Raw genomic sequence first — 13,527 nt, 5'->3', positions numbered from 1 at the left:
ACGCTATAGCCGACTGCGTAGCATGCAAGGCCTGGGCTTCTGGAGTGGTGAGCGGTGATGGATTTGGCGATGTATCTGGTATTGGGCGCGGCGCTCGGTACGGTCGGCGGCTTGTTTGGCATTGGTGGCGGGCTGATCGCAATTCCGGTACTGGGCGTGTTGTTCGGCCTGGATCAACAGATTGCCCAAGGCACGGCCTTGGTGATGGTCGTGCCCAACGTGATGCTGGCGTTGTGGCGTTACCATCAACGCAACCGGATTGAATTGCGTCACGCGCTGCCGCTGGGGGTCATGGGCTTCAGCTTTGCCTGGCTGGGTTCGATCTGGGCGGTGGGCCTGGACGCCGGGGCCATGCGCATCGGTTTCATCGCGTTCTTGCTGACGCTGGCGGCGTACAACCTGCTGCGCCTGTTCACCCGCAACGCACCGCCGTCTGCGCAAATGCGTTATTCCTGGCCATGGCTTGGCGTGCTGGGTGCTGCGTCCGGTTCCATGGGCGGCTTGTTCGGCGTGGGCGGCGCGGTGGTTGCCACGCCGGTACTGACCAGCCTGTTCGGCACCACCCAAGTGGTTGCGCAAGGTTTGTCGCTGGCTCTGGCATTGCCCAGCACCAGTGTGACGCTGGTCACCTACGCCTGGCACCATGAGGTGGACTGGATGATCGGCGTGCCGCTGGCGGTGGGTGGCCTGCTGAGCATCAGTTGGGGCGTGAAAGTCGCCCATGCGTTGCCGGAGCGTGTGTTGCGCGGGCTGTTCTGCGCTTTCCTGGCGGTGTGCGCGGTGATGTTGACCTTTAAAGTCTGAAGCCTTCGACGATGTATTGCGCCAGGCATTCGGTGATCGGCGAGGTCATTGCCGGGTTGCGTAACAAGTGCAGGTTCATCGAGGGCAGTGGCGGGAAGTCGTCGTCGCTGCTCAGGATTCGCAAGTCGTCGGTCACCAGGCTTTCCATGCACACCATCACTGCCAGGCCAGCGTTAACCACCGCCTGGATCGCCGCCACATTAGAGCTGTGGTAGGCCATGCGATAATCACGCCCGGCCGCATCCAGCGCTGCACGGGTCCACTGGTAGTAAAGGCAGTCAGTACCGGAACCGGCCAGGGGCAATGCATCGTGCTCGTCCACGCAGAAGCAGGGCGCGGCCGCCCACACCATGCGCTCGGTGCGCAACAACTCGCCGATTTCCTTGCCGGGTTCACGGCTGATGACGGTCAGCGCCAAGTCTCTGCGCTGCATCAACACCGATGACGACTCACAGTGCATCTCGATCTGGATCAGCGGGTAGGCCTTGGAAAACTGTTTGAGAATGCCCGGCAGAAAGCGCATCACGTAGTCATCCGGCGTGCCGATGCGCACCAATCCCACCATATGTGGCTCGCGCAAGGTGTTGAACACTTCACTGTGCAGTTTCAGGATGCGCCGTGCATAACCCAGTAATACCTCGCCTTCCGGCGTGAGCCTTACTTGGCGGCCATCGCGCTCGAACAACTTGCGTTGCAGCACGTCTTCTTCCAGCCGCTTCATCTGCATGCTCACCGCCGATTGCGTGCGGTTGACCAACTCGCCGGCGCGGGTAAAACCGCCCTGGTCGGCGATGGCGACGAAGGTGCGCAGTACGTCGGTGTCAATGCTAGGGTAGCTGGACAATTGATCAATCTCAGAGATGTATTGCATAAGAAACATTCGTTGGATTGATCATAAGGCCAGGCACACACTTGCGCCATCCCCACTGGAGGGCGAGAAGATGAAAGGTCAGAAAGGTTTTGTGTTGCTGGGCAAGCGCCCGTTTTCCGTGCTGCTTCGCAGCATTGCCCGCTGGCAGGCGCTGCATGAGGAGCGCCATGCCCTGGCAAGCTTGAGCGATGAAGCGCTTAAGGATATTGGGCTTAACCGCAGCGATGTCGAGCAGGAGCGTCATCTGCATTTCTGGCAAGACCCGCTGCGAAAATAAGCCAGGATGCAGTAGGGTGGTCGGCGAGCTCACACGGAGAGACCCATGCCCGTCGACCTGTCGTTTTCCCTCAAGCAAGCACGCCGCATGGCGCTGGTGGCCCAGGGATTTTCCGGGCGCCAAGCGCCAGCATTGATCAAGGCTGCGCACCTCAACCGTTTGATTGAGCGGTTGGGGGTATTGCAGATCGATTCGGTCAACGCCGTGGTGCGTTCGCATTACCTGCCGCTGTTTTCGCGCTTGGGCCATTACTCCCCGTTGATCCTTGAACACGTTGCCTGGAGCCAGGGCCGGCGCCGCTCGTTGTTTGAGTATTGGGGCCATGAGGCCTCCTTGCTGCCCATGGCGCTGTACCCGTTGATGCGCTGGCGCATGGAGCGGGCAAAGTTAGGGCAGGGCATCTATTCGCAGATGGCGCGCTTTGGGCGTGAGCAGCAGGCCACCATTCAGCGCGTGCTGCACACCGTCGAGCAGCAAGGCGCATTGGGCGCGGGCAGCTTGTCGACCCGCGAGGAGCGTGCCGGCCCCTGGTGGGATTGGAGTGAGGAAAAACACGCACTGGAATGGCTGTTCGCCGCCGGTTTGGTCACCGTCGCGGGCCGGCGCGGTTTTGAGCGGCTCTATGATTTGCCGGAACGGGTCATTCCCGCCGATATTCTTCAAGCGTCTGTGAGCGAAGCCGAAGCTCAGCGCGGTTTGCTGCTGCACAGCGCGACTGCATTGGGCGTCGCCACCGAAAAAGACCTGCGCGACTATTTCCGCCTGGACCCCGCCGACAGCCGTGGCCGCCTGGCCGAGTTGGTCGAGGATGGGCAGTTGCAGGTGTGCCAGGTGCAGGGCTGGAAGCAGGCGGCTTACTGCCTGCCTGAACCCAAAGTGCCACGCAAAGTGCCCGCAAGCGCCTTGCTCTCGCCGTTCGATTCATTGATCTGGGAGCGCAGCCGCACCGAGCGTCTGTTCGATTTTCGTTACCGGCTGGAGATCTACACCCCGCAACACAAACGGGTGTATGGCTACTACGTGCTGCCGTTTTTGCACAATGAGCGGATTGCCGCGCGGGTTGACCTGCGCGCCGAACGCGCCAATGGGCGCCTGGCGGTACACGCGGTACATGAAGAAGAACCGGGGCTGGATGAGGAAGGGATGCAGGCGTTGGCCCTGAATCTGCGGCAGATGGCGGGCTGGCTTGGGTTGGAGCAGGTGCAGCTCAACTGCCAGCGGCCGAGCGCGGTGCGGCTTCGGGTGGCGATGCTCAGCTTGGGTGTTGAACTTTAGGACGCCATCGCGGGCAAGCCCCACATAAAAATTGCATTCCCCTGTTGGAATGCATTCCCCTGTGGGAGCGGGCTTGCCCGCGATGGCGTCGGCCCAGGCAACCCAAACCTCAGCGTTTGACTTGCTTCAACGTCTCGGCAATCAAAAACGCCAATTCCAGCGACTGATCGGCATTCATCCGTGGGTCGCAATGCGTGTGATAACGGTCAGACAAGCCATCTTCGGTAATCGGCCGCGCGCCGCCAATGCATTCGGTGACGTTCTGCCCGGTCATCTCGATATGGATCCCGCCGGCATAGCTGCCCTCGGCCTGGTGGACCTGGAAGAACTCCTTCACCTCGCCAAGAATCTGCGCAAAGTCGCGGGTCTTGTAGCCGCTGCTGGCCTTGATGGTGTTGCCGTGCATCGGGTCCGAACTCCACAGCACCTGCTTGCCCTCGCGCTGTACCGCACGAATCAGGTTGGGCAGGTGGTCGCCGACCTTGCCGGCGCCCATGCGCGCAATCAGGTTGAGGCGGCCTGGGTCGTTGTCTGGGTTGAGGATGTCGATCAGGCGGATCAGGTCCTCAGGCTTCATGCTCGGGCCGACCTTGACCCCGATCGGGTTGTTGACCCCGCGCAGGAACTCGACGTGGGCACCGTCCAGCTGACGGGTGCGGTCGCCGATCCAAAGCATATGGGCCGAGCAGTCGTAGTAGTCGTTGGTCAGGCTGTCGCGGCGCACGAAGGCCTGTTCATAGTTCAGCAGCAGCGCTTCGTGGGCGGTGAAGAAGCTGGTTTCGCGCAATTGCGGCGAGCTGTCCATACCGCAGGCGCGCATGAACGCCAGGGTTTCGTCGATGCGATCGGCCAGTTGGCTGTATTTTTCGGCCAGCGCGGAGTTGGCGATAAAGTCCAGGTTCCACTTGTGCACCTGGTGCAGGTCGGCAAACCCGCCCTGGGCAAACGCGCGCAGCAAATTCAGGGTGGCAGTGGACTGGTGGTAAGACTGCAGCAGTCGGTCCGGGTCTGGCACGCGGCTTTTTTCGTCGAAGCCGATGCCGTTGACGATGTCGCCACGGTAGGCGGGCAGGGTGACGCCGTCGATGGTTTCATCGTTGGCCGAACGCGGCTTGGCAAACTGGCCGGCCATGCGTCCGACTTTGACCACCGGGCAACCGGCGGCGAAGGTCATCACGATCGCCATCTGCAACAGTACTTTGAAGGTGTCGCGGATTTTTGCAGCAGAAAACTCGGCAAAGCTTTCGGCGCAATCACCACCTTGCAACAGGAAGGCGCGGCCCTGGGTCACTTCGGCAAACTGACGGCGCAATTCGCGTGCTTCCCCGGCAAATACCAGTGGCGGGTAGCTGGCCAGGCTTTGCTCCACTTGCAGCAAGTGCGCAGCGTCCGGGTACTGGGGTTGTTGCTGGATCGGCAGGGCGCGCCAGCTGTCGGGGCTCCAGGGTTGGCTCATCATGAACTCGATAGGTTGATTGACGGTCGGGCGCCAATGTTAGCAGCAATTAGTGCGTGACCTGTTGCCGCCGCTTGGCCGACAATCGCGCCTTTGCCGTGCGGTAAACCCTTTAGGAGTAGTGATGAGCGAGGAGCGTGTCGAGCGCCTGCTGGCTGAAGTCCATGATGATTTCGGCATGATTCGTGTGCTCGAAGTGGCTGATTACCGTTTTCTCGAGTTTGGCGATGCCATCGAGCAAAGCTGCGTGTTTACCGCCGACCCGAGCTGGCTCGAGTACGACTACACCCGCGCGATGTTGATTGGCGCGTTGTGCCATGAGCAACCGGAAAGCGCGCTGTTCCTCGGCCTGGGCGCCGGTACGCTGACCCAGGCGTGCCTCAAGTTTCTGCCGCTGGAAGACGTCGAGGCCATCGAGCTGCGCCCGGATGTGCCGCGCCTGGCCATCGAGTACCTGGGGCTGGATGACGACCCGCGCTTGTACATCCGTATTGGTGACGCGTTGCAATTGCTCGATACCGCCGAGTCGGCCGACCTGATTTTCGTCGACTTGTATACGGATGTTGGCCCAGGCGTCGGGCACCTGGCCTGGACCTTTCTGGAAAACTGCCAGAAAAAACTCAACCCGGGTGGCTGGCTGGTGATCAACCAGTGGGCGACCGATGACGGTAAACCATTGGGCGCGGCGTTGTTGCGCGGGTTGTATCACCGGCATTACTGGGAACTGCCGGTGAAGGAGGGCAATGTGATTTTGCTGGTGCCTTCGGAGCTGGATCAGGAACTGGATATGGCAGCGTTGTCGGACCGCGCCGAGGCGTTGGCGCCGCGGTTGGGGTATTCGTTGCAGGCGTTGATCAAGGCGATTCGGCCGGCGACTTAGTTGCCCGTACTGACGCCATCGCGGGCAAGCCCGGCTCCCACAGTTGAATAGCATTTTCCGGTTGAAATGCATTCCACCTGTGGGAGCGGGCTTGCCCGCGATGAGGCCCGCACAGCCTACTCAAATCCCCTTGAACACCCCCGGCCGCTTCTCAACCATCGCCCGCACACCTTCTTTGGCATCTTCACTGTTCAACAGTTTCTCCACCACCACCTGCAACCCGGCCGCCGCCACGGCTTCACCTTCCATGCGTGCCTGGCGCGCCGACATCAACGTCGCCTGCACGCCCAGCGGTGCCTGGCGGGCAATGCGGCTGGCCAGTTCGATGGCGCGCGGCAGCAGGTCTTCACTGGCCATCACTTCCTGCACCAGCCCCAGCCGCAGCGCCTCATGGGCGTCGAACTCATCGCCGGTCAGCAGCCAGCGCATCGCGTTGCCCCAGCCGGCGATCTGATGAAAGCGCAGGGTCGCGCCGCCAAACGGGAAAATCCCGCGCTGCACTTCCATCTGCGCAAAGCGCGTATTGCTGGCACAGAGGTTGATATCCGCCGCCAGCATCAATTCGATGCCGATGGTCAGGCAGTAACCCTGGGCCGCGACGATCACCGGTTTATTGACGCGGGGGCCGGCAAACACGCCCCACGGATCGCAGCCGCCCAACGGTGGTTGCCAGCCTCCCGACATCACGCCACTGACATTGGCCAGGTCCAGCCCGGCAGTAAAATGTTCGCCGTGGGCGAATACCACGGCCACGCGAGCGTCGTCGTTTCGATCAAATTCGCCATAGGCCAGGCTCAGCTCATTGAGCAGGTCCAGGTCAAAGGCATTGCGCTTGGCCACTCGATCCAGTCCCAACAGCAGGACATGACCCTGTAATTCACGGCTGACGCGACTGCTGCTGGCTTGATTCATCGGGGGTGGCCTCGGGGGCTTGGGTAGGGTTTTAGACCAGTGGGCCTTAATGGGCAGGTGAACCGTTTAAGTGTTGTGACCAACAGGGCCGGGCCTTTGAAAAATAGACCTTGGCGCGGGTATACGCAAAGAAGGTGACGCAGCGCGGTATATCGGCACTTTCGGATAAAAAAAGCTCCCTTTTTCAGCTATTTCCGGTATAGTGCGCGCCGGCCTTTAACCGGGCCGCGTTTAGGTAGCGCAATTCCCCGAAGTCAGCTTCGGCTGCACGTCCGCACAGCGGACTCTCCCTTGACGAATCTTTTTCATTCATTCGTTTTCGCAAATCCCCGCCGACAAAGCAGCCAGGGCGACTCTTGAGTCTCAACACGGCATGCGCAGCTTTGGAGCATGGGTCTTTGCGGATGCACTTAGAGGCAGACCCATGACCCAGGAAACCGGCGGCTTCGCCGCTTTTAATCTTAACCCGAACATTCTCGCTGCCGTCATCGCGACCGGCTACGAAGAACCTTCGGCTATTCAGCAGCAATCGATCCCGATCATCATGGCCGGCCAGGACATGATTGGCCAGGCGCAAACCGGTACCGGTAAAACCGCCGCGTTCGCCCTGCCTATCCTGCACTGCATCGATCCTGCCAAGCGCGAGCCGCAAGCCCTGATCCTGGCGCCAACCCGTGAGTTGGCGCTGCAAGTAGCAACCGCTTTTGAAACCTACGCCAAGCAAATGCCTGGCGTAACCGTTGTGGCCGTTTACGGCGGCGCGCCTATGGGCCCACAACTTAAAGCAATCCGTAACGGCGCACAGATCGTTGTCGCCACGCCGGGCCGTCTGTGCGACCACCTGCGTCGTGACGAGAAAGTGCTGTCGACCGTGAACCACCTGGTTCTGGACGAAGCTGACGAAATGTTGAAGCTGGGTTTCATGGATGACCTGGAAGTCATCTTTAAAGCGCTGCCACCGACCCGTCAGACCGTACTGTTCTCGGCCACCCTGCCACAGTCGATCCGTGCCATTGCCGAACGCCACCTGCGCGATCCGCAACACGTGAAGATCCAGACCAAGACTCAGACCGTTACCGCGATCGAACAGGCTCACCTGTTGGTTCACGCTGACCAGAAGACCTCGGCTGTATTGAGCCTGCTGGAAGTCGAAGACTTCGACGCCCTGATCATGTTCGTGCGCACCAAGCAAGCGACCCTGGACCTGGCCAGTGCCCTGGAAGCCAAAGGCTACAAAGCCGCTGCGCTGAACGGTGACATTGCCCAGAACCAACGTGAGCGCGTGATCGACTCCCTCAAGGATGGCCGTCTGGACATCGTTGTGGCGACCGACGTTGCCGCCCGTGGCCTCGACGTTCCACGTATCACTCACGTGTTCAACGTTGACATGCCTTACGATCCAGAGTCCTACGTTCACCGTATCGGCCGTACCGGCCGTGCGGGTCGCGAAGGTCGTGCACTGCTGCTGGTGACTCCGCGTGAGCGCCGCATGCTGCAAGTGATCGAGCGTGTAACCGGTCAGAAAGTTGCCGAAGTCCGCCTGCCGGATGCCCAGGCCGTTCTCGATGCTCGCATCAAGAAACTGACCAACAGCTTGTCGCCGCTGGTGGCTGACGCTGAATCGACCCACGGCGACCTGCTGGACCGCCTGACTGCCGATATCGGTTGCACCCCACGTGCCCTGGCTGCAGCTCTGCTGCGCAAAGCCACCAACGGTCAGGCCCTGACCCTGGCAGCGATCGAGAAAGAACGCCCACTGGTACCGAACAACGCGCCACGCGGTGATCGTCCAGAGCGTACCGGTGACCGTCCAGACCGTGGTGATCGTGAGCGTCGCGCTCCGGTTCCATTGGCTGAAGGTCGTGCTCGCTGCCGTACCGCGCTGGGCGCGCGTGATGGCATCGCCGCCAAGAACCTGCTGGGCGCTATCCTCAATGAGGGTGGCCTGGCACGTGAAGCCATCGGTCGCATCCAGGTTCGTGACAGCTTCTCCCTGGTGGAGCTGCCGGAAGACGGTCTGGAAAAACTGCTGGCCAAGCTCAAAGACACTCGCGTTGCCGGTAAGCAGCTGAAGCTGCGTCGCTACCGCGAAGATTGATCCGCCTTTGGGCTGATTGATCGCATATAAAAAATCCCCGACTGGTTCGGGGATTTTTTATGCCTGGCATTTCTTTCGGATCAGCACCCGATCAAATGTGGGAGCTGGCTTGCCTGCGATAGCGGTGTATCAGTGGCAAATAGGCTAACTGAACCACCGCTATCGCAGGCAAGCCAGCTCCCACCTTTAGATCTCTGTTAGCCGAAACGGTAGATGTCCATCCCCAGCGCGCCCAAGGTGAACCCCTGATGCGCCACACTGAAATCCCCTCCGGCGCCCCGTGCAAAGTACAACGGCAACAAATGCTCATCGCTGGGATGGCTGCGCACGGCATGCGGCGCCTGGCGGCGGTAGTCGTGCAGGGCCGCTTCATCGTTGGCGGCAAGTTTTTCCACCACCCAATCGCGAAAATCCCGCGCCCACGGCTCGATGCTCTCAGGGCCGGCGCGCCAGTTCAGCTCACCCAGGTTATGGGTGATGCTGCCGGAGCCGATCAACAGCACACCCTGTTCGCGCAGGCTCGCCAGGGCATGCCCGACTCGGGTTTGCAACGCCGGGCCCATGCGGCTAGGCAAGGAAACCTGCACCACTGGAATATCCGCCGCCGGGTACATCAGTGACAGCGGCACCCAGGTGCCGTGGTCGAAGGGGCGGCGTTCATCGAGTTGCGCGCCGAGGCCATCGGCTTGCAGCAGCCCGACGATTTGCGCGGCCAACTGCGGGTTGCCCGGCGCCGGGTACTGCACGGCAAACAGTTCGGGAGGGAACCCACCGAAGTCGTGCCAGGTTTGCGGGGCGGCGCTGCCAGTGACGAGTAATTGGTCGCTTTCCCAATGCGCCGATACCACCACAATAGCCTTTGGCCGTGGCAGTTCAGCCGCCAAACGGCGCAGCGCCGGGCCACTGGCACCGGGTTGCAGGGCGAGCATGGGCGAACCGTGGGAGATAAACAGGCTGGGGAGCATAAGTCGGGTCCTGAGGGTTAACATAGGCCCATCTTCAATCAGATCATTGATCTAAATCTAATATAAGTTTTAGCGCCTTTTGATCGATTTTTCAGGGTGATTTATGGAGCCTAAGTTTTGGCAAGAGCGCTGGGCGCGCAATCAGATTGGCTTTCACCTGCCTGACGTCAACCCTTACCTGCAACGGCATTGGCCGAAACTGGCATTGCCGGATGCTGGGAAAGTGCTGGTGCCGTTGTGTGGCAAGAGCCTGGATTTGATCTGGCTTGAAAGCCTTGGGTATCGCGTAATGGGCGTCGAACTGTCGGAGCAGGCGGTTGAAGCCTTCTTCAATGAGCAATCGTTGACGCCGCATATCCGCCAGCAGGGTGCGTTCAAGGTGTATGCGTGCGGCTTGATCGAGGTGTGGTGCGGCGACTTCTTCGCCATCGACGCCGAGGCGGTGAGCGATTGCACTGCACTCTATGATCGCGCGGCGTTGATCGCTCTGCCGCCGCTGATGCGGGCGCAATATGCTGAGCATCTGAATACGCTTCTGCGCCCTGGTTGCAAGGGGCTGCTGATCACCCTGGACTATGATCAGACGCAGAAGGCTGGGCCGCCATTTGCGGTGGCTGACGAGGAAGTCAGGGTGTTGCTGGGCTTGCGTTGGAGCCTGACTGTACTTGAAGAGCAAGACATCCTGGGCGAGAGCTGGAAGTTTGTGCAGGACGGCGTTACGCGGCTGGAGGAGCGTGTGTATCAACTGACTCTGCGTTGACTATTGCATCGCCATCGCGGGCAAGCCCAGCTCCCACAGTGAATGCGTTCCAATGTGGGAGCCGGGCTTGCCCGCGATGGCGTTATCAGCACCTACAAAAAAGGGGCGATCAAATCGCCCCTTTCTGTGTCGCATCAGCCCCGACGACGCAGCGCGTCGATACGCTCCTCCAGTGGCGGGTGGCTCATGAAGAAGCGGGCAAAGCCTTGCTTGATGCCACCGTTGATGCCAAACGCGGTCAGGCTGTCGGGCATGTGTACCGGCAGGCCCTGTTCGGAGCGCAGGTGTTGCAGCGCTGCGATCATTGCACCGGTGCCGGCCAGGCGGGCGCCGGCTTCGTCTGCGCGGAACTCGCGTTTGCGTGAGAACCACATGGTGATCGCACTGGCCAGGAAGCCCAGCACCACTTCAGCAAAGATGGTCGCCACGAAGTAAGCGATACCACGGCCTTCTTCGTTCTTGAAGATCACCTTGTCGACAAAGTTGCCGATGATCCGTGCGAAGAACATCACGAAGGTGTTCACCACGCCTTGTACCAGCGCCAGGGTGACCATGTCGCCATTGGCTACGTGGCCGATCTCGTGGGCCAGCACGGCCTTCACTTCGTCGTAGGAGAAGCGTTCGAGCATGCCCTGGCTCACCGCAACGAGCGCGTCGTTCTTGTTCCAGCCGGTGGCGAAGGCGTTGGCTTCATAGGCGGGGAAGATCCCGACCTCAGGCATCTTGATGCCGGCCTCGCGGGACAGTTGCTCAACGGTTTGCAGCAACCATTGTTCATGCCGGGTGCGTGGCTGGGTGATGACCTGGGTGCTGGTGCTCATCTTCGCCATCCATTTGGAGATGAACAGCGAAAACAGCGAGCCGGCAAAACCAAAGACCGCACAGAAAACCAGCAGCTGATTGAGGTTCAGATCAACCCCGTTGGCCGCCATGAACCCGTTGAAGCCGAAAAGGCTCAGGGTGATGCTGGCAATCAGCACGACCGCCAGGTTAGTGGCCAAGAACAGCAGGATGCGCATCATGGTTGTAGAGTTCTCCTCATGCTTAATATGTCGCGTACTGCGGGGTATATAAGGTGCGGCCTAAGGTGATTCAACCGAGCGACTATTTCAAACTGTGTCCTACAGCATCAATGTAGAGCCTTGAAGGGAATTTCTGACCTGGAAAGTGACGGGTGATCACCCCGCTCATGGCTTGGCGCCCTGTAATTACAAGGGGTTGACCGGTGCGTGGTGTGCAGCGGCGAGCGAGGAGGGAAGGCAGGGTAGAGAAGTGTTGCCAGATACTCGCTGTACGACCGAATGGCGGTCGTACAGCGACTTTTAGATTACTGGCGATAGGACTTGAGGAAGTTGCCGATGCGACCAATGGCCATGTCCAGGTCATCCACACGCGGCAAGGTCACCACGCGGAAGTGATCCGGCCACGGCCAGTTGAACGCCGTTCCCTGCACCACCAGCAGCTTTTCCGACAGCAGCAGGTCGAGCACGAATTTCTCGTCGTTGAGGATCGGGCAGACTTTCGGGTCGATGCGTGGGAAGGCATACAACGCGCCCATGGGTTTCACGCAGCTGACGCCCGGGATCGCGTTGAGCAGTTCCCAGGTGCGGTTGCGTTGCTCCAATAGACGGCCCTGGGGCAAGACCAGGTCGTTGATGCTCTGGTAGCCGCCGAGAGCGGTCTGGATCGCATGTTGGCTCGGCACGTTGGCGCACAGGCGCATATTGGCCAGCATGTCGATGCCTTCGATGTAGCTCTGGGCATTGTGCTTGGGGCCCGAGATGGCGATCCAGCCGGAGCGGAAACCCGCCACCCGGTAGGACTTGGACAGGCCATTGAAGGTCAGGCACAGCAGGTCCGGTGCCAGGGAGCCGGTGCAGATGTGCACGGCGTCGTCGTAGAGGATCTTGTCGTAGATCTCGTCGGAGAACACCACCAGGTTGTGCTGGCGCGCCAGTTCGAGCATGCCCAGCAACACTTCTTTGGAATACACGGCGCCGGTGGGGTTGTTCGGGTTGATGATCACCAGGGCCTTGGTGTTCGGGGTGATCTTGGCCTTGATGTCGGCCAGGTCCGGGAACCAGTCCGCGCCTTCATCGCACAGGTAGTGCACCGGGTGGCCGCCGGCGAGGGTCACGGCAGCGGTCCACAGCGGGTAGTCGGGCGCCGGCACCAGCACTTCATCGCCATTGTTGAGCAAGGCCTGCATGGACATCACGATCAGCTCGGACACGCCATTACCCAGGTAGATGTCTTCGATGCCGACACCTTCGACCTGCTTTTGTTGGTAGTACTGCATCACGGCTTTACGCGCGCTGAACAGGCCCTTGGAGTCGCTGTAGCCCTGGGCTGTCGGCAGGTTGCGGATCACGTCCTGGAGGATTTCGTCCGGCGCTTCGAAACCAAAAGGCGCCGGGTTGCCAATGTTCAGCTTGAGGATGCGATGGCCTTCCTCTTCCAGGCGTTTGGCGTGCTTGAGCACTGGGCCGCGAATGTCGTAGCAGACGTTGGCGAGCTTGTTCGATTTGCTGACCTGCATGGCGATGTGATCCTGAAAATGAACGATCCAGACGGCGTGGACACTACCGTACTGCGAAACCTGCGGGGCTCGCACCCATAAATACGTTTGAATGCCGGTAGCGCGGGTGCCAGACTGGCGTTTTGAAGAGGCGCAATCATACGTGCCGCCTGATCCATGGAAAAGACACAGATCAGGGTTTTTCAGTTGCCGAGGTGTATCGATGGATAAGTTGCAGAAAACCGTTGAAGAATGGAAGGCGATGCTCGATCCGGAGCAGTACAACGTGTGCCGTCTCAAAGGCACCGAGCGACCTTTCAGCGGCAAATACAATGCCACCAAGACTGATGGCGTGTACCACTGCATTTGCTGCAGTGAGCCGCTGTTCGATTCCACCACCAAGTTTGATTCCGGCTGCGGCTGGCCGAGTTTCTACGCGCCGATTGCCGACAGCGCGATGATCGAGATCCGTGACATCAGCCACGGCATGATCCGCACCGAAGTCACCTGTGCCAAGTGCGACGCGCACCTGGGGCATGTGTTCCCGGACGGTCCGCCGCCCACCGGCCTGCGTTACTGCATCAACTCGGTGTGCCTGGACCTCGTTCCACGCTGACTGATCGTTCCCACGCTCCGCGTGGGAACGCCTCCTGTGGCGCTTCGCGTCACGACTTTAGAAGCGAACGCACAGCGTTCTGAGCTGCATTCCCA

General features: G+C 60.3%; 13 protein-coding genes. 7 read left to right on the top strand and 6 right to left on the bottom strand.

Going from position 1 to position 13,527, the window contains the following annotated elements; translation table 11 throughout:
• The first annotated feature begins 54 nt into the window (after positions 1-54).
• On the top strand, positions 55-804 hold the full coding sequence (locus AOA62_RS15295; protein WP_017136156.1) for a sulfite exporter TauE/SafE family protein: 750 nt from the start codon (positions 55-57) through the stop codon (positions 802-804).
• Here the strand turns inward: AOA62_RS15295 and AOA62_RS15290 are convergent.
• The gene (locus AOA62_RS15290) at positions 794-1,675 is read right to left on the bottom strand and encodes a LysR family transcriptional regulator (protein WP_099549070.1); all 882 of its coding nucleotides are present in this window, start codon (positions 1,673-1,675) and stop codon (positions 794-796) included. The genes AOA62_RS15295 and AOA62_RS15290 overlap by 11 nt on opposite strands.
• A 70-nt stretch (positions 1,676-1,745) precedes the next feature.
• Here AOA62_RS15290 and AOA62_RS15285 point away from each other — a divergent pair, with 70 nt between their 5' ends.
• Both AOA62_RS15285 and AOA62_RS15280 read left to right on the top strand, forming a co-directional pair.
• Positions 1,746-1,952 (top strand): DUF1127 domain-containing protein, encoded by a 207-nt coding sequence (locus tag AOA62_RS15285; RefSeq protein ID WP_026013616.1) that lies wholly within the window; start codon positions 1,746-1,748, stop codon positions 1,950-1,952.
• A gap of 45 nt (positions 1,953-1,997) precedes the next feature.
• Complete coding sequence (locus AOA62_RS15280) at positions 1,998-3,227, top strand: winged helix-turn-helix domain-containing protein (protein ID WP_099549069.1); 1,230 nt, start codon at positions 1,998-2,000, stop codon at positions 3,225-3,227.
• Positions 3,228-3,336: 109 nt separating this feature from the next.
• Here the strand turns inward: AOA62_RS15280 and AOA62_RS15275 are convergent, their stop codons facing one another.
• Positions 3,337-4,683 (bottom strand): class II 3-deoxy-7-phosphoheptulonate synthase, encoded by a 1,347-nt coding sequence (locus AOA62_RS15275; protein WP_017136160.1) that lies wholly within the window; start codon positions 4,681-4,683, stop codon positions 3,337-3,339.
• A 124-nt stretch (positions 4,684-4,807) separates the two neighbouring features.
• Between AOA62_RS15275 and AOA62_RS15270 the strand changes: the two genes are divergently transcribed.
• Positions 4,808-5,563, top strand: coding sequence for a spermidine synthase (locus AOA62_RS15270; RefSeq protein WP_017136161.1), 756 nt, complete (start codon positions 4,808-4,810; stop codon positions 5,561-5,563).
• A gap of 120 nt (positions 5,564-5,683) precedes the next feature.
• Here the strand turns inward: AOA62_RS15270 and AOA62_RS15265 are convergent, their stop codons facing one another.
• Positions 5,684-6,475, bottom strand: coding sequence for a crotonase/enoyl-CoA hydratase family protein (locus AOA62_RS15265; protein ID WP_017136162.1), 792 nt, complete (start codon positions 6,473-6,475; stop codon positions 5,684-5,686).
• Positions 6,476-6,899: 424 nt separating this feature from the next.
• Here AOA62_RS15265 and AOA62_RS15260 point away from each other — a divergent pair, with 424 nt between their 5' ends.
• Positions 6,900-8,573 carry a DEAD/DEAH box helicase gene (locus AOA62_RS15260; RefSeq protein ID WP_017136163.1) on the top strand — a complete coding sequence of 558 codons (1,674 nt, stop codon included), beginning with the start codon at positions 6,900-6,902 and terminating at the stop codon, positions 8,571-8,573.
• A 197-nt stretch (positions 8,574-8,770) separates the two neighbouring features.
• Here AOA62_RS15260 and AOA62_RS15255 read toward each other — a convergent pair whose 3' ends face one another.
• Positions 8,771-9,538, bottom strand: a complete 768-nt coding sequence (locus AOA62_RS15255) for a class III extradiol ring-cleavage dioxygenase (RefSeq protein WP_017136164.1) — start codon at positions 9,536-9,538, stop codon at positions 8,771-8,773.
• Between the two features lie 103 nt (positions 9,539-9,641).
• Here AOA62_RS15255 and AOA62_RS15250 point away from each other — a divergent pair, with 103 nt between their 5' ends.
• Entirely contained in the window at positions 9,642-10,298 is a 657-nt protein-coding gene (locus AOA62_RS15250; protein WP_099549068.1) for a thiopurine S-methyltransferase, read from the top strand.
• A 134-nt stretch (positions 10,299-10,432) separates the two neighbouring features.
• On the opposite strand, the gene htpX is transcribed toward AOA62_RS15250, so the two are convergent.
• Positions 10,433-11,320, bottom strand: a complete 888-nt coding sequence (htpX, locus tag AOA62_RS15245) for a protease HtpX (RefSeq protein ID WP_017136167.1) — start codon at positions 11,318-11,320, stop codon at positions 10,433-10,435.
• Positions 11,321-11,625: 305 nt separating this feature from the next.
• Positions 11,626-12,837 carry a pyridoxal phosphate-dependent aminotransferase gene (locus tag AOA62_RS15240; protein ID WP_017136168.1) on the bottom strand — a complete coding sequence of 404 codons (1,212 nt, stop codon included), beginning with the start codon at positions 12,835-12,837 and terminating at the stop codon, positions 11,626-11,628.
• 202 nt (positions 12,838-13,039) lie between these two features.
• Between AOA62_RS15240 and msrB the strand changes: the two genes are divergently transcribed.
• Positions 13,040-13,432, top strand: coding sequence for a peptide-methionine (R)-S-oxide reductase MsrB (gene msrB / locus AOA62_RS15235; RefSeq protein ID WP_099549067.1), 393 nt, complete (start codon positions 13,040-13,042; stop codon positions 13,430-13,432).
• Positions 13,433-13,527: the final 95 nt, after the last annotated feature.

Source organism: Pseudomonas sp. 2995-3 (genome assembly GCF_002742565.1).
Classification (GTDB): domain Bacteria; phylum Pseudomonadota; class Gammaproteobacteria; order Pseudomonadales; family Pseudomonadaceae; genus Aquipseudomonas; species Aquipseudomonas edaphica.
This window is presented reverse-complemented; position numbering and strand designations above follow the sequence as displayed.

Excerpts from the sequence above, each read along its gene's own strand:
- AOA62_RS15290 (WP_099549070.1), bottom strand. The coding sequence starts at position 1,675 with ATGCAATACATCTCTGAGATTGATCAATTGTCCAGCTACCCTAGCATT.
- AOA62_RS15285 (WP_026013616.1), top strand. The coding sequence starts at position 1,746 with ATGAAAGGTCAGAAAGGTTTTGTGTTGCTGGGCAAGCGCCCGTTTTCC.
- AOA62_RS15280 (WP_099549069.1), top strand. The coding sequence starts at position 1,998 with ATGCCCGTCGACCTGTCGTTTTCCCTCAAGCAAGCACGCCGCATGGCG.
- AOA62_RS15275 (WP_017136160.1), bottom strand. The coding sequence starts at position 4,683 with ATGAGCCAACCCTGGAGCCCCGACAGCTGGCGCGCCCTGCCGATCCAG.
- AOA62_RS15270 (WP_017136161.1), top strand. The coding sequence starts at position 4,808 with ATGAGCGAGGAGCGTGTCGAGCGCCTGCTGGCTGAAGTCCATGATGAT.
- AOA62_RS15265 (WP_017136162.1), bottom strand. The coding sequence starts at position 6,475 with ATGAATCAAGCCAGCAGCAGTCGCGTCAGCCGTGAATTACAGGGTCAT.
- AOA62_RS15260 (WP_017136163.1), top strand. The coding sequence starts at position 6,900 with ATGACCCAGGAAACCGGCGGCTTCGCCGCTTTTAATCTTAACCCGAAC.
- AOA62_RS15255 (WP_017136164.1), bottom strand. The coding sequence starts at position 9,538 with ATGCTCCCCAGCCTGTTTATCTCCCACGGTTCGCCCATGCTCGCCCTG.
- AOA62_RS15250 (WP_099549068.1), top strand. The coding sequence starts at position 9,642 with ATGGAGCCTAAGTTTTGGCAAGAGCGCTGGGCGCGCAATCAGATTGGC.
- htpX (WP_017136167.1), bottom strand. The coding sequence starts at position 11,320 with ATGATGCGCATCCTGCTGTTCTTGGCCACTAACCTGGCGGTCGTGCTG.
- AOA62_RS15240 (WP_017136168.1), bottom strand. The coding sequence starts at position 12,837 with ATGCAGGTCAGCAAATCGAACAAGCTCGCCAACGTCTGCTACGACATT.
- msrB (WP_099549067.1), top strand. The coding sequence starts at position 13,040 with ATGGATAAGTTGCAGAAAACCGTTGAAGAATGGAAGGCGATGCTCGAT.